The organism is Kribbella sp. NBC_01505 (assembly GCF_045040285.1).
GTDB lineage: Bacteria > Actinomycetota > Actinomycetes > Propionibacteriales > Kribbellaceae > Kribbella.
This window is the reverse complement of the sequence record NZ_CP109425.1, coordinates 9,690,038-9,712,072: the sequence shown is the minus strand read 5'-3', so window position 1 is coordinate 9,712,072 and position 22,035 is coordinate 9,690,038. Positions and strand designations below refer to the sequence as shown.

The 22,035-nt window shown below is 69.1% G+C and carries 19 protein-coding genes; 16 read left to right on the top strand and 3 right to left on the bottom strand.

Annotated elements, in window-relative coordinates; all coding sequences use genetic code 11:
- Positions 1 to 16: 16 nt before the first annotated feature.
- From OG474_RS45115 to OG474_RS45105, 3 genes are all read left to right on the top strand, one after another.
- The gene (locus OG474_RS45115) at positions 17 to 1,624 is read left to right on the top strand and encodes a BBE domain-containing protein (protein ID WP_405059863.1); all 1,608 of its coding nucleotides are present in this window, start codon (positions 17 to 19) and stop codon (positions 1,622 to 1,624) included.
- A 95-nt stretch (positions 1,625 to 1,719) separates the two neighbouring features.
- Positions 1,720 to 2,241, top strand: a complete 522-nt coding sequence (locus tag OG474_RS45110; RefSeq protein ID WP_405059862.1) for a hypothetical protein — start codon at positions 1,720 to 1,722, stop codon at positions 2,239 to 2,241.
- A gap of 3 nt (positions 2,242 to 2,244) precedes the next feature.
- Complete coding sequence (locus OG474_RS45105; protein WP_405059861.1) at positions 2,245 to 2,901, top strand: hypothetical protein; 657 nt, start codon at positions 2,245 to 2,247, stop codon at positions 2,899 to 2,901.
- Here the strand turns inward: OG474_RS45105 and OG474_RS45100 are convergent, their stop codons facing one another.
- A complete protein-coding gene (locus OG474_RS45100) occupies positions 2,902 to 3,999 on the bottom strand; it encodes an ADP-ribosylglycohydrolase family protein (RefSeq protein WP_405059860.1) in 1,098 nt (365 codons plus the stop codon). It abuts the gene before it with no gap.
- Between the two features lie 121 nt (positions 4,000 to 4,120).
- Here OG474_RS45100 and OG474_RS45095 point away from each other — a divergent pair, with 121 nt between their 5' ends.
- The 4 genes from OG474_RS45095 to aroB all read left to right on the top strand — a co-directional run bounded on the left by OG474_RS45095 (position 4,121) and on the right by aroB (position 7,185).
- A complete protein-coding gene (locus OG474_RS45095; RefSeq protein ID WP_405059859.1) occupies positions 4,121 to 4,324 on the top strand; it encodes a hypothetical protein in 204 nt (67 codons plus the stop codon).
- Positions 4,325 to 4,385: 61 nt separating this feature from the next.
- Positions 4,386 to 5,591 carry a chorismate synthase gene (gene aroC / locus OG474_RS45090; protein WP_405059858.1) on the top strand — a complete coding sequence of 402 codons (1,206 nt, stop codon included), beginning with the start codon at positions 4,386 to 4,388 and terminating at the stop codon, positions 5,589 to 5,591.
- On the top strand, positions 5,588 to 6,088 hold the full coding sequence (locus OG474_RS45085; RefSeq protein WP_405059857.1) for a shikimate kinase: 501 nt from the start codon (positions 5,588 to 5,590) through the stop codon (positions 6,086 to 6,088). Before aroC ends, OG474_RS45085 begins: the two co-directional genes overlap by 4 nt.
- Positions 6,085 to 7,185 (top strand): 3-dehydroquinate synthase, encoded by a 1,101-nt coding sequence (gene aroB, locus OG474_RS45080; protein ID WP_405059856.1) that lies wholly within the window; start codon positions 6,085 to 6,087, stop codon positions 7,183 to 7,185. The genes OG474_RS45085 and aroB overlap by 4 nt, the downstream gene beginning before the upstream one ends.
- 357 nt (positions 7,186 to 7,542) lie before the next feature.
- Here aroB and OG474_RS45075 read toward each other — a convergent pair whose 3' ends face one another.
- Positions 7,543 to 9,552, bottom strand: coding sequence for a HelD family protein (locus OG474_RS45075; protein ID WP_405059855.1), 2,010 nt, complete (start codon positions 9,550 to 9,552; stop codon positions 7,543 to 7,545).
- A gap of 70 nt (positions 9,553 to 9,622) precedes the next feature.
- Here OG474_RS45075 and OG474_RS45070 point away from each other — a divergent pair, with 70 nt between their 5' ends.
- The 3 genes from OG474_RS45070 (at position 9,623) to OG474_RS45060 (ending at position 11,629) form a co-directional block, all read left to right on the top strand.
- Positions 9,623 to 10,204, top strand: a complete 582-nt coding sequence (locus tag OG474_RS45070; protein ID WP_405059854.1) for a TetR/AcrR family transcriptional regulator — start codon at positions 9,623 to 9,625, stop codon at positions 10,202 to 10,204.
- 5 nt (positions 10,205 to 10,209) lie between these two features.
- Complete coding sequence (gene aroQ, locus OG474_RS45065; RefSeq protein WP_405059853.1) at positions 10,210 to 10,647, top strand: type II 3-dehydroquinate dehydratase; 438 nt, start codon at positions 10,210 to 10,212, stop codon at positions 10,645 to 10,647.
- Positions 10,648 to 10,963: 316 nt separating this feature from the next.
- Positions 10,964 to 11,629: a LuxR C-terminal-related transcriptional regulator gene (locus tag OG474_RS45060; RefSeq protein ID WP_405059852.1), complete on the top strand. Its 666-nt coding sequence runs from the start codon at positions 10,964 to 10,966 to the stop codon at positions 11,627 to 11,629.
- Positions 11,630 to 11,682: 53 nt separating this feature from the next.
- Here the strand turns inward: OG474_RS45060 and OG474_RS45055 are convergent, their stop codons facing one another.
- On the bottom strand, positions 11,683 to 17,364 hold the full coding sequence (locus OG474_RS45055) for a choice-of-anchor D domain-containing protein (RefSeq protein ID WP_405059851.1): 5,682 nt from the start codon (positions 17,362 to 17,364) through the stop codon (positions 11,683 to 11,685).
- A gap of 171 nt (positions 17,365 to 17,535) precedes the next feature.
- On the opposite strand from OG474_RS45055, the gene OG474_RS45050 reads away from it, so the two are divergent.
- The 6 genes from OG474_RS45050 (at position 17,536) to OG474_RS45025 (ending at position 21,961) form a co-directional block, all read left to right on the top strand.
- Entirely contained in the window at positions 17,536 to 18,186 is a 651-nt protein-coding gene (locus OG474_RS45050) for a DUF4255 domain-containing protein (RefSeq protein WP_405059850.1), read from the top strand.
- A complete protein-coding gene (locus OG474_RS45045; RefSeq protein WP_405059849.1) occupies positions 18,183 to 20,183 on the top strand; it encodes an ATP-binding protein in 2,001 nt (666 codons plus the stop codon). Before OG474_RS45050 ends, OG474_RS45045 begins: the two co-directional genes overlap by 4 nt.
- A 98-nt stretch (positions 20,184 to 20,281) precedes the next feature.
- On the top strand, positions 20,282 to 20,479 hold the full coding sequence (locus OG474_RS45040) for a hypothetical protein (RefSeq protein ID WP_405059848.1): 198 nt from the start codon (positions 20,282 to 20,284) through the stop codon (positions 20,477 to 20,479).
- A 101-nt stretch (positions 20,480 to 20,580) separates the two neighbouring features.
- Complete coding sequence (locus OG474_RS45035) at positions 20,581 to 21,225, top strand: hypothetical protein (protein ID WP_405059847.1); 645 nt, start codon at positions 20,581 to 20,583, stop codon at positions 21,223 to 21,225.
- A gap of 83 nt (positions 21,226 to 21,308) precedes the next feature.
- Entirely contained in the window at positions 21,309 to 21,707 is a 399-nt protein-coding gene (locus tag OG474_RS45030) for a hypothetical protein (RefSeq protein ID WP_405059846.1), read from the top strand.
- The gene (locus OG474_RS45025) at positions 21,704 to 21,961 is read left to right on the top strand and encodes a hypothetical protein (RefSeq protein WP_405059845.1); all 258 of its coding nucleotides are present in this window, start codon (positions 21,704 to 21,706) and stop codon (positions 21,959 to 21,961) included. The genes OG474_RS45030 and OG474_RS45025 overlap by 4 nt, the downstream gene beginning before the upstream one ends.
- Positions 21,962 to 22,035: the final 74 nt, after the last annotated feature.

The following is a 22,035-nucleotide window of genomic DNA, read 5'->3' as shown; positions in this document are numbered from 1 at the left end:
GAGTGGGGAGAACGTCATGCCAATCAGCCGCCGTGGCCTGCTGGCCGGAACGGCCGCTACCGGGGCCGGGCTCGCGGTGCCGATCGCCGGCACCACCACCACCGCCTCTGCCTCTGCATCTGCCGTCGCTTCGGGAGCCCCGGGTGCGAAGATCCGGCCGGGCGATGTGCGCTTCGCCGATCTGGCGCAGCGCGGTCAGAACAAGCGCTTCACCGTCAAACCCGAGTACGCCCGGGTGATCCGGTCGACCGAGGACGCCGTACAGGGGGTTCAGGAGGCCGTCCGGTCCGGCAAGCGGATCGCGATCCGCAGCGGCGGGCACTGCTTCGAGGACTTCGTCGACTCCAGCGACGTCCAGGTGCTGCTCGACATGTCGACGTACGACGACGTCACCTTCGACGAGCGCTACCGGGCCTTCTCGATCGGAGTCGGTGCGACGCTGGAGAAGATCTACAAGGATCTGTTCTACGGCTGGGGTGTGACGCTGCCGGCCGGCGGTTGCCTCGGTGTAGGCGCCGGTGGGCACTTCGCTGGCGGTGGGTACGGGCCGCTGTCGCGCAAGTACGGCTCGGTGGTGGATCACCTGTACGGGCTCGAGGTGGTCGTCGTCGACAAGCAGGGCCGGGCGCGGTCGGTGGTCGCCACCCGCGACAACCAATACCAGGATCTGTGGTGGGCGCACACCGGCGGCGGTGGCGGGAACTTCGGCCTGGTCACCCGCTACCTGATGCGTTCGGCCGGTGCGACCGGCCGGGTCCCGTCCGAGTCGTTGCCCAAGGCACCTTCCGAGCTGCTGTCCAGCGTCATCATCTACGACTGGAAGACGATGACCAAGGCCGGCTTCGTCCGGACGCTGCGGAACTGGCTCGACTTCTTCGAGTCGAACAACGCCCCGGACTCGCCGTACGCGACGCTCTATGCGCCGCTGATCGTGACGCACTCCTCGGCCGGGAACTTCCTGCTGTCCACCCAGCTCGACGCCGGGGTACCGAACGCGGCCGAGCTGATGGAGACGTTCAACGCGGCGATGGTCGAGGGCGTCGACCCGAAGCCGCAGGTCTATTCGCAGGGCGTGGGACCGTTCCTGCGGACGACCGTCTTCCGGTCGATCTCGGCATCGCAAGGGACGCAGCGGATGAAGTACAAGGCCGGTTACCTGCGGAAGGCCTACAGCCCCGCACAGCTGGACGCGATCTACGACGGGATGACGGACTCGTCGTACAACGGGCCGGATTCGTCGTTGCTGTTCGTCCCGTACGGCGGCAAGGTGAACTCGGTCGCGCCGGATGCGACCGCGTCGGCGCAGCGCGACGTGATGGCGAAGATGGTGCTCGCGGCCGCCTGGGACGCCGAGACCGACGACGCGAAGCACCTCGCCTGGGCCCGCAAGGTGTACGCCGGGATCTACCGCGAGACCGGTGGCGTGCCGGTGCCGAACGCGATCAACGCCGGCTCGTACATCAACTATGCCGATGTCGATCTGGCCGATCCGGCGTACAACAAGTCGGGGGTGCCGTGGCACGACCTGTACTACCTGGGCAACTACCCGCGGCTGCGGCAGATCAAGACCCAGTGGGACCCGCGGAACGTCTTCCGGCACAAGCTCTCGATCGAGCCTCTGTAGCTGTCTCCGGCCGTGAAATGACGGTGAGAGACCGGTGAGATGTCTCCCCCGGAGAGTGGTCGTACGCGAACACCACTTCGGGGGAGAACACTCTCATGACTTTTCGACGTATCCACCTGGCCGGCGGCGTGCTGCTGGCCGGTCTGGCGCTGACACTGAGCGGCTGCTCGGACTCCGGCTCGACCGACGCCGCCAAGCAGCCCACCCAGCGGACCACCACCCAGCAGACCACCACCCAGCAGCCCACCACTCAGCAGACCACCTCGAAGCCGCCGGCCGACGAGGCGGGGGACGACAGCAAGGGTGGGGACAGCAAGGACTTCTGCGGCGTGATCGAGAACGGTGGCGGCGCCGACCTGCGCGACTGGAACAACTGGGGGGCCGACCCGGCGGCCCGGACCGCGCTGTACAAGCGGTTCGTGGCCATGGCCGACTCTGCTCCGAGCGAGCTGAAGCAGCCCCTGCAGGTCATCGCCGAGGCCTACAACAAGATCCAGTCCGGCGAGGTGACCGAGGACGACAAGGAACTCCTCACCAAGTACGCCACCGCCATCACAACGCTGGGCGACTGGCTGAAGACCAACTGTCCCAACCTGAAGATCCCGACGGCGGGCTGACCGATGCGGATCAAAGCACTGCTCCTGGCAGGGTTCGAGCTCGGCCTGCTGATCGCGGTCGTGACCGCCTGCTCGGAGACCCCGAAGGCGGCGCCGACTCCGATTCCTCCGCCGATCACGCCGTCATCCGGTACGGCGCCCGCTTCCACCGCCGGTACGCCGACGCCTGGGACCACCGGCGTACCGGACTCCAGCGGCCCTTCACAGGGGAACGGGCCGCTGCCGACGGTGTGCGCGGCGCAGTCGGTCCCGGCGCTGTGCGTGACCTTCAACCTGACAGGGGCGACCACGGTGACAGGGTCGAACTGGGTGTACGCCGAGATACCGGATCCGAAGCTGCCCGATTCGACCTGCCCGGAGTACGGCGCGAGCACGCTGGAGTCGGAAGAGCCGGGGCCGCCGAAGGTCATCAAGGTGATCGGCAGCCAGGCCGTCCAGGCGTCGTTCAAGGCCGACAAGCCGGGTGACGGCGCCGGTGTGACCGGTGCCGCGGCCAGCGGTTCGATCGAGGTCGACGACGTGACCTACAAGGCGGAAGACGGCGCGGCCAAGCTCGACCTCAACCGCGACGGCTCCGGCAAGCTGGAGCTACCCCGCCTGGTCGGCGGCTCCGGCAGCCTCTCCGGCAGCATCAGCTGGCGCTGCATCGACCCGAAGTAGTTACGAACTCGGGTAACGCTTCGCGAACCCCGGGTGCGGCTCCGTACGACTGAATTCTTCGACGAAGTCGTCGGCCAGCTGGAGAATCACCGCACGGCCCTCGACGGTGGAGGCGAGCTCTGCAGGCAGCGCCGCCTCACCGTGGAGGGCACCCAGGATGTTCCCGCAGATGGCTCCGGTCGAGTCACTGTCCCCGCTGTGCGTCACCGACAGCGCCAGTGCATCCAGGACCTGCTCCGGCGCCGGATAGGCGAGTGACACGTAGACGGCGATCGCCAGTGCCTCCTCAGCCACCCACCCCCCGCCGAGCTGCTCGACGGAGGCCGGTCGCTGTGCAGGGGGCAGGGCCGCCAACTCCCTCGCACCAGCGAGCGCCGCACTGGTCTCCTCATGACCTTCGTGGCGGCTCAGCAGCTCCGCGGCTGTGTCGAGCGCCGCATCCAGCGTCTCGCCGCCGCAGATCCGGTGGATGATCGCCGCCAACGCACCGGAGGCGAGCTTTCCGCTCGGATGACCATGCGTGAAACCGGCAGCGGTCGTGGCGGAGTCGAAGACCCAGTCCGTACCGAACGAATCCGGCATCAGCCCGAATGGCGCCACCCGCATCACTCCGCCGCAGCCCTTGGAGCTGTTCACCGCCTGGACGCCGTACTGCGTGATGCGCGGCCCGCCATGCCGCGCTCCGCGCAATGCGCCGAGGCAGGTGTTGCCCGGGGCACGGCGGGCGTACAGCCACTGCTCACCCTGTAGCCAGCCGTCGCGCTCACCACTCGGCGCGGATCGCTGCTGCGTGTCCAGCCAGCGGTCGTAGGCGTGGTGGACGGGGGACAAGGTCAGCCCAAGGCCGCGATGGTTCCGGACGCTGGCCCGGATCAGTCCCTCGATCGTGAACAGCGTCATCTGGGTGTCGTCGGTCACGGTCCCGGGCGGCCAACCGGAGCCTCCGCTCACGAACGTCCGCAACAGCTGCGGATGCTTCTTGAGGATCTTCCGGCCGCTCTCGAACTCCACCGGAGCTCCCAGTGCGTCCCCGATTGCACCGCCCAGTAGGGACCCTCTGACCCGGCTCCGCCATACTTCGTCAGCCTCACGACTCATGCCAGGACCCTATCGATGGTGGTGCCAGCGCTACCCCCAAGACGGGTTCTTGCGCCAGTTCGCAACCATTCGGGGAGTTTTACGGTCGTAGTACCAAGAAGACGATCGCAAGGAGCGCACGATGACCACCAGATTCCGCCGGAACGCCGTCCGGGTGGCCGCCGCGGTACTGGCGTCCACCGCGTTGACCGGTGCTGCCCTGGCCGGCGCGTCCGCCGCCACGGCGACCACCAGCTGTGAGAAGTCCCCGATCGTCAAGACTTTCGACACGGTCGTCAAGTTCCGCAACGGGTTCAAGTCCGGCGCGACCTCCACCTGCCGCTGAACCGTCGGCGGCAGGTGAGACCGGCGTCGGGGAGGCCGGGCAGGCGTGGGAGGATGGCGGCATGCTGCGCTGGCTCACCGCCGGCGAGTCGCACGGACAAGCGCTCGTCGCCGTACTCGAAGGTCTTCCCGCTGGGGTTCAGGTCACCACGGATGATGTGGCCGATGCACTGGCCCGTCGTCGGCTCGGCTACGGCCGGGGCGCCCGGATGAAGTTCGAGCGGGACGAGGTGACGTTCCTCGGCGGTTTCCGGCACGGGCTCACCATCGGCAGCCCGTGCGCGATCCAGGTCGGGAACACCGAGTGGCCGAAGTGGCAGCAGGTGATGAGCGCGGATCCGGTGGATCCCGCGACGCTCGCCGAGCTCGCCCGGAACGCACCGCTGACGCGGCCGCGGCCCGGTCACGCAGACCTGGCGGGGATGCAGAAGTACGGGTTCGACGAGGCCCGGCCGGTGCTCGAGCGGGCCAGCGCGCGGGAGACCGCGGCGCGGGTCGCCCTCGGTGAGGTCGCGGCGCGGTTCCTGCGCCAGGCCTACGGCATCACGATCGTCAGCCACGTGGTCGAGCTCGGCACGGTCAAGGCGCCCTACGGCGTGATCCCGTCGTACGCCGATGTCGCGAAGCTGGACGAGGATCCGGTCCGCTGCCTCGACGCCGACGCGAGCAAGCAGATGGTGGCCGAGATCGACGCCGCCCAGAAGGCCGGCGACACGCTCGGCGGCGTGGTCGAGGTCGTGGTCGACGGGCTTCCGCCGGGTCTCGGCAGCTACGTGCACTGGGACCGGCGGCTGGATTCGAAGCTGGCCGGTGCGCTGATGGGCATCCAGGCGATCAAGGGTGTCGAGCTCGGCGACGGGTTCGAGCTGGCCCGGACGCCGGGGTCGAAGGCGCACGACGAGATCGTCGCCGAGGACGGGTCGATCCGCCGGACCAGCGGCCGCTCCGGCGGGACCGAGGGCGGCATGAGTACCGGCGAGACGCTCCGCGTCCGGGCCGCGATGAAGCCGATCGCCACCGTGCCGCGGGCACTCCGCACGATCGACACCAGCACGGGCGAGGCCGCATCCGCGCATCACCAGCGCTCCGACGTCTGCGCCGTACCGGCTGCCGGGATCGTCGCCGAGGCGATGGTGGCGCTGGTGCTGGCCGAGGTGTCGCTGGAGAAGTTCGGCGGTGACTCGGTGACCGAGACCGCGCGCAACCATCAGTCGTATCTGGCGGCGCTGCCGACCACGATCACGCCGCGGGAGTGGACCGAGCAGTGAGCCCAGTAGTCGTTCTCGTCGGCCCGCCCGGTTCGGGCAAGTCGACCATCGCCGCCCTGCTCGCCGAGCGGTTGCAGGTCCCGCACCGCGACACCGACACCGATGTCGAGGCCAATGTCGGTAAGCCGATCTCGGACATCTTCGTCGACTCCGGCGAGGAGCAGTTCCGTGCGTTGGAGCGCGCTGCGATCGTCGCGGCGCTGTCCGGCGACGGCGTCGTACTGTCGCTGGGCGGCGGAGCGATCCTCGATCCCGCGACCCGCGCCGACCTGGCCGGGCACAACGTGGTCTACCTGGACGTGTCTCTCACTGAGGCCGCCAAGCGCGTCGGCATGAGCGTCGCCCGGCCGCTGCTGCTCGGGAACGTCCGAACCCAGCTGCGCACGCTGATGGAGGCACGCCGCCCCCTGTACGCCGAGGTGGCGAAGCTGACCGTGGTGACCGACGGCAGGACGCCGGAGGCGATCGCCACCGAGATCCAGGAGCACCTCGCGTGAGCACCGAAGCGACCCGGATCCGCGTCGCGGCCGCCGCGCCGTACGACGTTGTCATCGGCAACAATCTGCTCGGCGAACTGCCCGGCCTGCTGGGCGAGGGCGTGCAGCGGGTCGCGATCATCCACCCGCGCGCGCTGCGCACCAGCGGGGACGCGATCCGCGACGACCTGACCGGCTCCGGTTTTACCGCACACGCGATCGAGATCCCGGACGCCGAAGAGGCGAAGTCCGCCGAGGTGCTGGCCTACTGCTGGACGGTCCTCGGGCAGGCCGGGTTCACCCGGTCGGACGCGATCGTGTCGATCGGCGGCGGGACCACCACCGACCTGGCCGGCTTCGTCGCGGCGACCTGGTTGCGCGGGGTCAAGGTTGTGCACATCCCGACCACGCTGCTCGGCATGGTCGACGCCGCGGTCGGCGGCAAGACCGGCATCAACACCGCCGAGGGCAAGAACCTGGTCGGCGCCTTCTGGGAGCCGGCCGGCGTACTCTGCGACCTCGCCGCCCTCGAAACCCTCCCGCGCAACGACTACGTGAGCGGTCTCGCCGAGGTCGTGAAATGCGGCTTCATCGCGGACCCCGTCATCCTCGACCTGATCGAGAAGGACCCGGCCGGCGCCTCCACCCCCGCGTACGACGCCACCGCCGAACTGATCGCCCGCTCCATCCAGGTCAAGGCCGACTCCGTCGGCGCCGACCTCCGCGAGCGCACCACCACAGCCGGCGGCACGATCGGCCGCGAGGCCCTCAACTACGGCCACACCCTCGGCCACGCCATCGAACGCACCGAACGCTACAAATGGCGCCACGGCGCCGCCATCAGCATCGGCATGGTCTTCGTCGCCGAACTGGCCCGCGCCGCCGGCCGCCTGGACGACCCCACCGCCGACCGCCACCGCGCCGTACTCGAGTCCCTGGGCCTCCCAACCTCCTACCGAGCCGACGCCTGGCCGCACCTCCAGGACGCCATGAAGCTCGACAAGAAAACCCGAGCCGACCGCCTCCGCTTCGTCATCCTCGACGCCCTGGCCAAGCCCACCATCCTCGAAGCCCCCGACCCCAGCCTCCTGGTCGCGGCCTACAGCGAAATCAGCTGACCGGCCCCCTCCGCGGCATGGTCCTCACCAGTTAGCGGGGACCCACTGCCCCTGAGCGGCAGCAACTCCCCGCAAACCTCGCACCCAAGCCCTCAGCCCCAGGCACCCCGCCCGACCGCCAACAGCGGCCGACTGAACGCACAGCGAGCAGAGCGGATGGCTGAGCCCGATGGCGAGGTAGGCGACCGCGATCCCGTTGCCTGGGGCTGACGGGCTGTGGCTGAAGTGCCGGACCTCGGACCGCCCGCACTGATCAACCCGTTCCGGCGAAGGTTTCGGGCAGCGGCTGAGCGTGCAGAGGTGGGCACCGCGGAAGTTGGTCAGTGGGGGCGGTCCGCGAAACGCGCCGACCCGTCCTCAGTGTTGGGCTGGGGCGAGTTCTTTCGGGAGGGGGCGGGTGTGGAGGACGTCTAGGCGGGAGACGGCTCGGGTGAGGGTTACGTAGAGGCGGTTGAGGCCTTGGGGTTCGGCTTCGACGATCTCGGCGGGCTCGACGGCGATCACGTGGTCGTACTCGAGGCCCTTGGCGAGGCCGGCCGGTACGACGGCTACGCGGCCGTCGCCGTCCGGGGTGACGGTTTCGATGCCGGCTGCTTTCAGGGCGTCGGTCAGGTCGGGGATGCGGTGGTCGGCGGCGATGACGCCGATCGAACCCTCGTGGGGGAGCGCTCTCCGGACCGCGGCCTCGATGTCCGAGGAGAGGGTGATGGTGAGCTGGCCGTCGGTGCGGAAGGACCTGGTCTGCGGGACCTCGACCGGCAGCGCCGTCAGCAGGCGGTTGGCTAGTTCGACGACGGACGCCGGGACGCGGTAGCCCGTGGTCAGTGCGACCAGTTCGGCGTCGGGTTTGCCGAGGTGGGTGAGTTGTTCGGTCCACGTGTGCGCGGCCCAGGGCGTCGTACCTTGGGCCAGATCTCCGAGCACCGTGATCGAGCCGTGCTCGCTGCGCCGGGCAATCGCTCGGCACTGCATCGGCGAAAGATCCTGCGCTTCATCCACGATCACGTGCCCGTACGTCTCGCCGCGCTCCAAGAGAGCGCTCACTTCATCCAGCAGTACGGCGTCGGCCACGGTCCAGCGCGCGGTCTTCGCCTTCGCGGGACGGGGCCACGCGATCGCGTCCTGCTCCTCCGAACTCAGCAGCCCGTCGGCCGCCCGAGAGAGCAGATCGCGCTCTCCGAGGATCTCCGCCAGGATCTCCTCGGCCTTCACCGCCGGCCAGACCGCGTCGACCGCGGGCGTCGCGGCGCGCGCCATCTTCCGCAGCCAGACCCCGTTGCAGTTCTGCCCCCGCGCCTCGGCCTGCCGTTGCAGCGACGCCACCACGCGCGCGATCACCCGCTCCCGTCCGATCAGGTACGCCGTCGCCTCCGCCCGCGCGTCCGCCACCATCTCCGCGAACTCGTGCTCGGTCACCCGCCACTTGTACGAGCTGTCCGGAACCACGATCGCCTGCTCCGGCCGCGAGATCCGCTCGTAGAGCGCTCTCCGGATGATCTCGGCCATCCGCACGTCGTGCTTGACCACCGCCGCCGCATCCGAGTCCGTCGCCCGCACCACGAACCGCCCAGAACCAGGCGCTGTCAGCATTTCCTCGACCGTGGTCTGGTTGACGTCGACCTCGCCCAGCGTCGGCAGCACCGCCGAGATGTAGTGCAGGAACGCCCGGTTCGGCCCCAGCACCAGTACGCCGTTCCGCTGCAGCCGGCCGCGATGCGCATACAGCAGGTACGCCGCCCGATGCAGCCCGACCGCGGTCTTCCCTGTCCCCGGTGCGCCTTGCACGCACACCGACACCTCCAGTTCGGTCCGGACCACCTCGTCCTGCTCCGGCTGGATCGTCGCCACGATGTCGCGCATCGGCCCGACCCGCGCCCGCTCGATCTCCCGCCGTACCAGCTCGCTCCCGAACTCCGAAAGCTCAGGCCGTGCCGATCCCAGCTGCTCGTCCTCGAAGCTGGTGAGCGTGTTCCCCGACCAGCCGAACCGGCGCCGGGTGGCGAGGCCGCGGGGACCGGTGGGGGAGGCGCGGTAGAAGGTCGCCGAGACCGGCGCCCGCCAGTCGATCACCATCGGCGGCCGGCCGATCGCGTCCGAGATGTGCCGCCGCCCGAGGTAGTAGGTCTGACCACCGTGCTCCCCGGCCTCCCCGCCGTACCGGATCAGGCCGAAGTACGGCGGGCTGTCGCCCTCCTCGGCCAGATCCCGGGCCAGCGTCTTGAGGTAGAACCCCAGCCGCTCGGCCGTGTACCGGTCGCCCCAGGTGTCCTCACCGACGACCACGTTCTCCCGGGCCCCGCTCACCATCCGCCGCAGCGCTTCCCGGCACTCCTCGGCGTACTGCTGCTCCTCCGTCAGACCCCGCATCGCCCACTCCACATCACACTCGGTCAAAAGATTAACTCGGTCAATCTTTTGCCTAGGTTAACATAGCTCCGTGACCGGCCTTCGAGAGCGCAAGAAGCAGCAGACGTACGACGCCCTGTCCGAGGCGGCGATCGGGCTCTTCCTCGCGCGCGGTTTCGACGAGGTCTCGGTCGCCGACATCGCCGCGGCCGTCGACGTCTCCAAACCGACCCTCTTCAAGTACTTCGCCACCAAGCAGGACCTCGTCATGCACCGCATCGCCGACCACCGCCACGAAGCGGCCCGGCTGGTCGAGGCCTCCACGGAGAGCGCGATCGACACGCTCGCCGAGCATTTCCGCACCGGCCTGAAGGACCGTCAGCCGACCACCGGCCTGAACGACCACCCCCAGGTCCTCGCCTACTACAACCTCGTCTTCACCACGGCCGCCCTCGCCACCCGCCTGCGCGAGTTCATGGATGACGACGAGCACGCCCTGGCCGCCGTACTGGGTGGTGACCTGAGCGCCGAGCTCCTCGCGGCGCAGGTTCTCTCGACCCAGCGCATCCTCAGCTACCGCAACTGGCGGGCGATCTCCGGCGGCCAGTCCGCCACGGACAGGTACGAGACCGCGCTGGGTGAGGCAGCGAGCGCTTTCTCGCGGCTAGGGTGAATCCTGTGAGCGAGACGGTGCTGGTGCTGAATGGGCCGAACCTTGGGCGGCTGGGGTCGCGGGAGCCGGAGAAGTACGGGTCGGCGACGTTCGCCGACGTGAGGGCCGAGTGCGAGAAGGTCGGGGCCGAGCTCGGCTTCCGGGTCGAGGTCCGGCAGACCGATGACGAGGCCGAGCTGGTCGGCTGGCTGCACGAGGCCGCTGACGGTCGGATCCCCGTCGTACTGAACCCGGCCGCGTTCACCCACTACTCGTATTCGCTGCGCGACGCGATCGCCCAGCGCACCGCCCCGCTGATCGAGATCCACCTGACCAACCCCGCGACCCGCGAGGAATTCCGGCACACCAGTGTGGTCGCCGGTGTTGCGACCGGGACGATCGCCGGCTTCGGTCTGGACTCCTACCGGCTGGCGCTGCGGGCGCTCACGAGCCTCGGCAGCTGACCGCTGCCCGTTCGTGCCGGACTCCGATCGGAATCCGGCACAACCATTCTGCCCTTTCGTGCATCGGGAGAGATGTAGGGCAGTTTCACGCGTCCTGATGGGGATGTTTCAGCGCGTACGGGGCCAGGAGATCGGGGTGAGACGCCGGTGAAACGCCGGTGCCTCACGCTAGGCGTTGGGTCGTGATACCGGCCGTCACCGGCTCTTAAGGCTGGCTGAAGGTGCAAGGGCACGATCGGAATCGACGATTTTGGGGGTTCGTGTGACTACGGATTCGATCCGTTCCGTTCAACAACGCTCTGGGGGAGTGACAAGCATGACGACGCAGCAACGTATTCCGGTTTGGGTGAAGGCGCTGGACCCGCTGTCGCAGTTCGGGTTGGTGCACGCGCTCAGGCAGCGGCCGGAGATCGCGCTGATCAGTGACGCCGAACTGGCGGCACTGCACGCGCAGCAGGACCAGCGCACCGCCCCGCCAGTGGTCGCGTTGGTCGCAGTCGACGCTCTGGACGCCAACGCGGTCCAGGTGCTCCGCGCCGCAACACAACGAGGATGTCGCCGGACCGTGCTGATCGGTAGCACGATCGACGACGACGCACTGATGACCGCGGTCGAGCTGGGGGTGTCCGGGGTCCTGAGGCGGACCGAGGCGACGGCCGACCGCATCGTTCACCTGCTGCAGACCGCCGCCGTGGGCGACGGCAGTCTGCCGGCGGATCTGCTGGGCCGGTTGCTCGGTCAGGTGTCGCGCATGCAGCGGCACGTGCTGGCACCGCGCGGGTTGTCCCACACCGGGCTGTCCGACCGCGAGACGCAGGTACTGCGTCTGGTGGCCGACGGGAAGGACACCCAGGAGATTGCCCGGGAGCTGTCGTACTCCGAGCGGACGGTGAAGAACGTGCTCCACGACGTGACCAGCCGTCTGCAGCTGAAGAACCGCTCGCACGCTGTCGCTTACGCGCTGCGTGAGGGTCTCATCTGATCCATCCACTTCTACCCGCCGGCCCCCGCACTCGCGGGGGCCGGCTTCTTTCGTCACCAGCGGAGGACGAAGTTCGGCGGCTGGTAGCTGAGGGGCATGACCAGAATCGGCTGGCTGTTCACCGGTAGCGGGATGCCCGGCACGGTCGCCGTCATCACGCGCTGCCCGAGTACGTCGCGTCGGTAGACCAGCACCGGTGCGATGAACTTGCCGGTCTTGTCAGCCACCGCGGGCTGTCCACCGAGACCGACGTCCCAACCCAGTACGGCGGTCCGCCCCGGCGGGAAGTTCGTCCCGGTCGCGATCACGATCTGCCCCGGCCGCGCAACCGGCGGTTCGACCAGCAGAGTCGGAGTCAACGTCGTACCCGACACTGTGACCGGCACCGGGAACGGCGCCACCGCACCGGTCGCCGTCGCGGAGACAGTGACCACCCCGGCCCGAGCGCCCAGCAACTGCGGCACGAACTGGACGGCGATCGCACACGTCTTCCCCGGCTGCAGCGGAGCGCACCCCACCACCGGCCGGAAGTCGGGCAGCGACGACAGACCGCTCAGCGTCAGCGGAACCGTGCCGGTATTCGTGACCACGATCGACTTCGGCGCACTCGGCACACTCAAGATCTGCGGCCCGAACACCAGCACCTGCGGCGCCACCGTCATCGAAGCCACCGCCGTACCCGGCGTCCCCGACCCGCTCAACCCGACCGCGACCGCCGCCGGACTCTTCACCGCCGGATCCGCAGACGTCGGCGTGAAGATCACGCTGCCGGTCCGGCTCCCGGTCGCCCGCGGCGCGAACGTGGCCGGTACGTCGCACGTCGTCCCCGGCATCACCGTCGTACAAGGGCCGAGCTTGATGCCGAAGTCCCCGGTCCCGTTCACCTTGGCCGCCACGTTCAGCGGCACATCACCCGTGTTCTGCAGCTTCAGCGGCTTCGGCGACGAGGCCTTGCCAACCTCCACCGCCGGGAACGCCACCGACGCCGGCGTCACACTGAACCGCGCCCCCGGAGGCGCCGCCGTACCGGTTCCGGCCAGTCCAACCGCGACCGACGGTCCAGCCAGGTACCCCTGCTTGCTAGGCAGCGTCAGCGTCCCAGTGACCGGCCCCGCAGCCGTCGGCGCAAACCGCGCGTCGACCGTGCAGCTCTGCCCCCGGTACAACGTCTGCGCACACACGTTGCTCCCAGCCCCGAACGGAGCCGCGACGGCGGTCGGCCCAGCAGCCGCCGGCCCGTACCCGATGTTCTTCACCACCATCTCGCGCGCACTCGACGACTTCCCCACCTGTACGGCGCCGAAGTCCGCACTCGCCGGAGTAGCCACGAGCTGGGCGAGCCGCCGCCGTACGAAGATGTCGGACCGTTCCTCGTCTTCCGCTCCGGCCACCAAGTCGGAGCGCGACTCGAAGGCCGTGAACGCGCCATCCGCGCTCAGGGCCGGGGTGTGGCTGCTGCCGTCCTCGGGTACCAAGCCCTCCTCGTTCAACGACACCCGCTCGGTGAACCGCTCACTCGCGGCCGCTCCGGCGAAGTCCGGGTCGACGTAGCGAACGTAGACACCGTCGTTCTCGTTGGTGGGCTGCTCGACCAGGTCACTCGCATTCGAGGAGAACCCGACCGTCGTCCCGTCGTCCGAGATCGCCGGTTCGTGGCTCCAACCGTCGCCGTCCTCGCCGGGCTTGCCGGCCGCGGACGAGACCAGGACCGACTTCTGGGCGGACAGATCGCGGACCCAGATCCGGCTGGGGTGTGGCGCGGGCTCGTCGGCGGCCCTTGCCTTCGGCTTCGCCTTCGCGGCCCGCAGTTCCGGGGGACTGACCCCTTCGGTCTCGAAGGCGACCCGGTCCCCGGAGGCCGACAGCGACGGGTACTGCGCGAAATCGCTCCCGGCGTTGCCGTCGGCAAGCTGCGAGGCCAGGATCGTCGCGCCCGCGGTACGGTCCCGGCGGAACACCTGCAGCGTGGCGCCGTACACCCCGACGAAGGCGACGTACCGGCCGTTGGCCGAGATCGAGGGCTGGTAACCCGGGACCACCGCACCGCCGGCATCCTTGCTCACGATCTCCGGTGCTCCGGCGAACGTGCCGTCCCCGGCGGTATCGGTCCTGGTCAGGACGACGTCGCGGGTCCCGGTGCCCACGAAGCGGAAGGGCTTGGGGTCCGCCGGGCCCCTGGTGGTCAGGAACGCCGATGCCGGGTCGACGTCGCTCGGGCGGTACCCGACGATCGCCGTACAACCGATGCCGGCCGGAAGCTGCTCGCCGTGCACACACGGCCTCGGCCGGTCGGGATCGATCGTGGTCGGCGTGACCAGCGCGAGGTCGCAGGTGGGCACGGAGAAGGCGAGGTTCTGGGCGCTGTCCCGGGCCGGCACGTCGACCGCCACGTAAGCGATGCCGCCGACCGGGACGCGGTTGGCGTCGCCCACGATGTTGCCTGCCGACGTGGTCCCGGTCGAGGCGGACGGCGTGTAGCCCGGCGGCGTGATCGGCGTACAGTCCGCAGCGGCTGCGCTCGGCGCCTGCTCGTTCCTCAGCTTGATGCAACTGTTGTTCGCGGTCAGCGCGATCGCGGCCTGGCCGTCCGGCGTCGCGCCGTTCAGCCGGAGCACGCCGTTGTGCGAGCCTCCACACGAACCGAACTTGATCCCGACCGTGCAGGTCGCTCCGGCGGCCAGGTCGCCTTCACAGGTGGTGGTGGTGACCGTGAACGCGGAGCCGACGTCGATCGTCGCCTTGCCGGTGAAGTGGATCGGCCGGTCGGCTGTGACCCGCAGCGTCTTGGTATCGCCGGTGCCGAGGTCGATCAGGGACTGGATGTTGTGCAGCGAACCGTCGGTCTCCTGCAGCTCCAGTTGGAGGTTCTCGCCGGCCCGCGCATCGAGCGTGGCCCCGAACGCCACCGTCTTGCCGTCACCGGAGATGACGGGCTTGCAGGAGCTGTCGAGGTTCCCGAAGCCGCAGGGCCGCTGATAGCGCAGATCGGTGGTGGTGCCGGTGATCTGCCGGTCAGCGGTGCCGTCAGCGACCATCACGTGCTGGCCACGGGCGTTCTGGACGTTGTCCCGGGCGTCGTACGCGACCCGGGTGCCGTCGGCCGAGATGGAGGGCGGACCGACCTGGGTGTGTTCCCCGGCCTTGCGAATGTCGGCGTTGGCCTGGTTCCGCACGTTGATCTGGGTGTACGACGAGTCGCCGGTGCTCGTCCGGGTGCGATAGGCGACGAACTGCCCGGAGTCACTGATCGCCGGGTCGAGGTGTTCGGCGCTGTTGGTCGACACATGCTTGGTCTCGCCAGGCATCCGCGCGTCACTGCTGCCCCGGCCGCTCAGGTCGGTGTTGAGCGAGACACCGACGGCACCGCCGGTGTCGTACAGGTCGATGGTGCCCTTCCGGGGACCGATGGCGTTCGGGGTGAACTTCAACAGGTAGGAGCAGTTCTGACCCGGCCGGATCGTGGTGCCGACGCACTGGTCGGACGCCAGACCGAATTCGGCGTTGTAGAACCGGGGCTCCCGGAACTTGATCGGCACGGTCCCCGTGTTCGTGACCGTGTACGGCACCGGCCCGGCCGACGTACCGACCTTGGCCGTCCCGAGGTCGACCGGGTCCGGAGCCGCTGACGCGTAGCTGCGCCGCATCGACCAGAAGACGTCCGACTCCTCGTCGGCATCGCTGAACTCGTCAACCCGGTCGCGGCTCTCGAAGGTTGCCAGGGTTCCGTTCTGGCTGAGGGCGATGAACCGGTCGCCGTAGCCGCTGCCGGTCCCGGACGAGCGCGGCGACAGGAGTTCGTTCACGCCCGCGCTGCCCGCGAAGTCCTTGGTCAGGTCGCGCCCGATGATGCGCGGGCCGGCGAGCGTTCCGGGCCCGAGGTCGGGCGCGTCGGAGATGTAGGCGACCGTGTAGCCGTCGCCGGACAGGACCGAGTCATAGGCCGCGCGGCCGGCTTGGGATCCGTCGGGGCTTGCCGAGGCGAGGACGGTCTTCTTCGCGGCGACGTCGCGGACGTAGACCTGGTCCGCTCCGTCGCGGTCATCGGTGAAGGAGACGCGGGTGCCGTCGTCGGAGATCGAGGGTTCCCTCGTACTCCGCGGGAGCGAGCCGTCGTTCTCGACAGAGGCGATGCTGGTCTCGCCGGGCCGGTACGTCCGGTCCCCGGCCGAATCGGTGTCGTGCAGATAGACCTGGGAGTACCACGGCACGGTGGGGGCGGGCCGGCCGTACGGGGTGGTCGAGTTGTAGGCGACCCAGCGGCCGTCGGCGGACACGGTCGGGCCGTTGCCCTCCATCGGTACGTCGTTGGCGCCCGTCACGCTGACCACTCGCCCGGGTCCGAAGTTTCCCGAGGCGCTGGCATCACGCCAGGCCGCGACGACTGTGCGGGACGCCTGGCCGCCGATCCGGTAGACGCTGTCACCGAGGTTGATGGTGCCGGAGTACGCCGCGACGTCGGAGAACTTGTACTCGACGTACGCCGTACAACCCGCGTCCGTACCCACCGGCGCACCCGGCTTGCAGGCCTCGGGCGGCGCGTTCGCGGGCAGCACGAGCTTGAGCTGACATCCAGCTGACCTGAGATTCGGGATCTGAGCTGAGTTCGTGAGGTTCTCGATCGGCAGCGCCACGATGCCGAGCTCGCCCGCGGTCGCCTCGGGCAACGCGAACCACGGATGCGGGTGGTCGGCGTCCGCGTCCATAGGCTGGTCTGCCCTCGGCAAGCTGCGCGTGTACTGGCTCGGACCGGCGCAATTGGGCGTCGCCGCGGCGGCCCGCGGCGGGAAGGCTGCCGGCCCGGAGCACCGACCGCCGGCGGTCAGTGCGACAGCGGTCTGTCCGGGCGCCGCGGTGGCCGGGAAACGCAGTACGCCGGTCGACTCGACTGTGCAGTCCGTGCCGGTGTACTTCACCGTCACCGAGCACGAGGCACCGGGCTGCAGCGCCGCCGCACAGGTGTTGGAGGTCAAGGTGAACTGGGTGTCGCCGTCGAGCACCGGACCGGTATCCGGGTAGATGATCGCCTGCTGGGTGTTGTTCTTCACGGTCACTGTCTTCTGACCGGAGGTGGCGAACGCCGAGAAGTCCGCCACCGGGTACGCCGCGCCCTCGCTGCTGACGCTGGCACCGTCGATCGTCACCGGGAGAGTGCCCGAGATGACCGACTGCAGGATCGGTGCGACCAGGGTCGTGCCGTCGCGGGACAACTTCGGTGCGCAGTCGTAGTCGTCGCCCTCGCCGTTGATGAGGCAGTCCGTGAACCGCTGGTAGGGCAGGTCGTTCCCGTTCCCGGTGACCTGCTTCAGGACGGTGTGCTCCGGATCCCGCCGGTTCAGCACGTAGTACTGTCCGTCGTGCAACGTGCTCGACTGAGTGCCACCGAAGAGGCCGCCGGCGAAGGCGATCAGACCGGCGTCTCCCGACATCGTCGGCATCACCGCGGTCAGGTTGTCCAGCCCGGGTAGCCGTACGGTCTGCTCGGGCTCGCGCAGGTCGCGCAGCCAGATGCCCGCGGTCTCCTGCGCTTCCGACTCGAACGCGACCCATCGCCCGTCGCTGCTCACGGTCGACCGGTACGACGGGCCCTGGCCCGCCGGGTACGACACCGGGTGGATGATCGGCGGGTCTCCCTCGGCGGCGGAGGCTCCACGATCGATAGTCAGCACGGCGAGGCCCGCCGCTAGGAGGGCGGCGGTGGTGATGATGGCGGTCGGGACACGCGGGATACGGCTCACGCTGTCCAGCAAACTCGGTGTGGCGGGGGAGCGGCAGAGCGGCGCGTGCGTCTTGGGGGGCAGTGGGTCCTGCCCTACCGCGCAACCTGCCTGAAGGGGCAGCCCCAAGGGACCTCGGTACGGCGCGGGCGCACCTGCCGCAGGCGGTGTCGGCGACTTTACCGTGGCACGGTGATCTCCGAAGCCGATGCCGCCCTCGCCGCGTTACTGCGCCGCGAGCTGCTCGACGCCTCCCGGGTGCAGGTCGTGTTCGATCCGCCGACCAAGGAGTGGGCGGCCAAACGCAACGGGCCGGCGGTGAACCTGTTCCTGTACGACATCCGTGAGGACACCCGGCGCCGGTCGAGCGGCCTGGTGCCGCGGTTCGGGGACGACGGCCGAGTGGTCGCGCGGCAGACGCCGCCGCGGATCTTCCGGCTGTTCTACCTGCTCAGTGTGTGGGGGCAGCGGGCCGAGGACGAGCACCGGCTGCTCGGGCAGTTGCTGGACACGCTGCTGGTCCACGACCTGGTTCCGCCCGATTTGTTGCCGATGGCACCTTCTCCGGTCGGGCTGGCGGTCGGGCTGCCGCCTGAGGACGACCGGTCGTTCGCCGATGTCTGGTCCGCGCTCGGTGGTGAGTTGCGGCCGTCGATCGATGTCGTGCTGTCGCTGCCGATCGAGGCCGGTCGCTCGAAGGACGCCGGGCCCGCGATCGTCGCGCCGCTGCAGGTCGACCTGTCGGACCGCGACGCCGCCCAACCCGAGATCAAGCCGTCCGAGGTCAAGCCGCCGGTGGACGAGCGGAAACGTGTGGGCCGCAAGCGGGCTGCGCGCGGATGAGCTCCCACCTTCGGCACCTGCTCGGTCGGCTGAGCCTCGTCGAGGATCGGGTCCGCGTTCTGGTGGAGCTGCGCCGTCGTACCGACCCGGCGCCGGACGACGGCTTCCGCGGTCTCTACCTCAGCCCGGCCGTGATCGACGGGATCCTGGCCGGGCGCCCGACCGAACCGCCGGACCTGACCGAACGGCTGGCCGCGGTCGAGGCGGCGGCCGACGCTGCCGAAGTCGACGGGTCGACACCGCGGCTGCGGCGGCTCGTGCACGCGTTCGAGCTGAGCGAGCTCGATACCGAGATCCTGCTGACTGTCATCGCTCCTGATCTCGATGCGCGGTTCGAGCAGCTGTACGGGTACCTGAACGACGACGTCTCCCAGCGCCGCGCGACTGCCCGCCTGGTGTTCGACCTGCTCGGTGTGCCGGCGGTAGATCCGTTGGCACGTGGACGATTCGACGTGTCCGCGCCCCTGCTGGCGGGCGGGTTGATCGAGATCGAGTCGCCGACCCGGCCGTTCCTCGGTCGGCCCTTGCGCGTGCCGGATGCGGTGACGGCGTACCTGGTCGGCGGTTATGCGACCGAGCCGGCGCTGCTCGACGTCACCGTGCCGCCGCCACTGGTCGTGTACGGCGAACTCGAGGAGCGGATCGTTCGCGGCCTGCAGCCGGGCCGGCCGGTCTACCTGCGCGACCGACCCGGCAGCGCGGGGCCCGGCCTGGCCGCGGCGGCGTTCGCGAAACTCGATCTCGGCGTGCTCGCTCTCGACCTGACCAAGCTCTCCAAGGGCATCGACCCGATCGTCTTCGCCCGTACGGCGGCCCGCCAGGCGCGACTGCGGTCGTCCGGGATCCTGGCCGGGCCGGTCGAATCCGTACCGGCCGACGTACTGCGGGCCCTCGCGGCGGCACCCGTCCACACCGTTCTGACCGGTATTGCGACCTGGGATCCGAACTGGGCTCAGGTTGTTCCGGCGACCCTCGATCCGCCGGTGCTGACGGAGTCGCAGCGGAGCACGCTTTGGCACGCGTTGTTGCCCACGGCAGCGCCCGACCTGGACGCAGCCGCCGAGACCACGACCTTCCGGCTCGGCGTCGACCAGATCGTCCGCACCGCCGAGGCCGCGACCACGCGTGCCGAGGTCGACGGCGTACTCGTGACAGGCGCCGTACTGCGAGCAGGTGCGCGTGCCCAGAACAGCGCCGGCCTCGAGCGACTGTCCCGCCGCATCCAGCCGGCCGTCTCCTGGGACGACCTCGTCCTCCCCGACGAACAGCTGACCCGCCTGCGTGAACTGGCGATCCGCGCCCGCCATCGCGAGCAGGTCATCCGCGGCTGGGGCATGCGCCCCGGCGGCGGTCGCGGCGCCGGCGTCTCCGCCTTGTTCACCGGCGAATCCGGAACGGGCAAAACCCTCTCGGCCGAAGTCATCGCCGCCGAACTGGGCGTCGACCTGTACGTCGTCGACCTGGCCACCGTCATCGACAAATACATCGGCGAGACCGAGAAGAACCTCGAACGCATCTTCACCGAAGCCACCGGCGTCAACGGCATCCTGCTCTTCGACGAGGCCGACGCCATCTTCGGGAAACGCTCCGAGGTGTCGGACGCCAAGGACCGCTACGCCAACGTAGAGGTCGCCTACCTCCTGCAGCGCATGGAGTCCTTCGACGGCCTCGCCATCCTCACCACCAACCTCCGCGCCAACCTCGACGAAGCCTTCAGCCGCCGCCTCGACCTCATCATCCACTTCCCCCAACCGGAAGAACCCGAACGCCTCGTCCTCTGGGACCGCTGCCTCGGCCGCAACGTCCCCCGAGACCCAGCCCTCGACCTCACCATCCCCGCCCGCTTCGAACTGGCCGGCGGCGACATCCGCTCCGCAGCAGTAACAGCCGCCTACTACGCAGCCGCCGAAGCCCGCGCGGTCACCACCGACGACCTGCTCATCGCGATCGAGCACGAATTCACCAAGCTGGGCCGCCTACCACCCGGCCTCCGCTAGCGCTGGTTAAGGAACTGCAGTGGTTGTCTGTGCGTGTCATGAACAGTGAGGGCAGGCTGTACGAGTACTCGGCGCTTCACCTCGTGAGTGACCCAGACGTGCTTGACCCTGATCAGACTGTGTATGCGGCAGGCGGCCGCGTGATCGTGAAACCGGTCATCTCACCACGCTTGGCCGCTCGGCATCGTGTGTTCCGGCTACCCAAGGATGTCACCCGCCTCATCGTCGCTGATGATGTCCGCCAGGCGGTCCTCGCGGCGAACTGCGCTGGCGTCAACTTCGAGACCGTGCCGTAGAAGTCCGAATGGCGGAGCTGGCGGACTACTACTATCTCTTCATTCTGGATACCCGTTAACTTCCGCTGGCGGTCGGTGAGCACGCGGCCTAAGGAGAATTTGTGCAGGTGGATATGGCGGAGCAGGAGGCTCATCGGAACGGGCGGCGGGCCCAGCGGGCGGTGGAGCGTGGGGAGGCGCCTGAGGAGATCGGGCTGATCGTGCCGCCGCTTCAGTCGGTGCCGAGTGATCAATGGCGTGCTGTAGCGATGCCGGAGCGGTTGCTGGACGTGGATCTGGAGCGGTTTGCCGACGTCGCCGTGTATGAGAACGATCCGCTGTTCACCCGCCACACCCAACTCGACTTCGCGGCGGATTTGCCTGTGGCCGAGGTCAACCGGGAGCTGATCAGCTCCGCGCTCGGTCTGCTGGACCGCATCGACCGACAGTCGCCGGCCCCGAATCACCTGGTCCGGATGGTGTCCGTCACGTCCTGGTGGACGGACGACGATCAGTGGGGTGCTTGCAGCGACGGGACGACCGAGATCGTCCGGCCAGGCATCTTCGTCGCCAACCTGGACCACGAGCTGATGCGCGGCTTCAAACTCCACCGCCCGCACTCTGCTGCTGCGTCATTCGTCGCGCAGGTGGCCGGTCTGGCGTATGAAGTCCTCGAGGAGCGACTGACGGAGGCTAACGCCTGGTGCCCGAACTGGGTCTACGTCGCGCGGCTAGGTCGGCTGCCCGCAGCCGCAGTCGAGGATTGACCAAGATGGGCCGGCCGCGGCGGCGGGGACATGTGCGGGTTGACGTCGATGGGTGGTTGGCGCGGGCGAAGTGGGGGCCGGCGTTGTCGGAAGCCGAGGTGGATGCGGTCGCCGGTGCATTGCGCGACGACGCGATGCCTGGCAGCGCCTATTCCCTTATCCACATTCTGGGGCGGGCCCAAGCGGTTCGGCACCGTGAACTGGTCGCTGGGTTTCTGCAGTCGCCAGGAGATCCGGACCTGGCTCGGATCGCTTTGAAAAGCCTCTGCTCCTACTGGGGTCTGACGGCTGAGTACCTGCCGCAGGTGATCGAATTCGTGCGGGGAGTTGAATGGGACGAGGAGCCGTGCTCGGTTCGGCCGATTGCGATGTCCGTGCTCGGCGCTCACCTGACTGACCACCCCGACCCGGCGCTGACTCGCCTCTTGCTGGACGTCGCCGCCGAATCGGGCTCGGCCGGATCTGAAGGAGATAGGAGATGAACGAGAAGGTGGCATTGGAGTTCTACGACGTCGTCCGGATCGGGCGGTCGGCTGCGACGGTGGGTGCGGGGATCGCCGGTCGTACTGGTGTGGTGCGGGGCGTCTCTACGCCAGAGTTGTTTGCGGTTCTGGTCGGGGAGGAGGTCTACATGGTTGACCTCGCCGACCTGACGCGCACGGGTGAGCGGGCACGTCCGGAAGAGCACACCGAGAGCATCAACGTCCGGCCCCAGCGGTACGGCGAACCTGGGTGAGCTGCCCTTAGGTGCAGGGGGTGGTTCCCTTGGTTGCGGCCGGACGGGCGTTCCGGTGGGGAGGGGGGACGGCG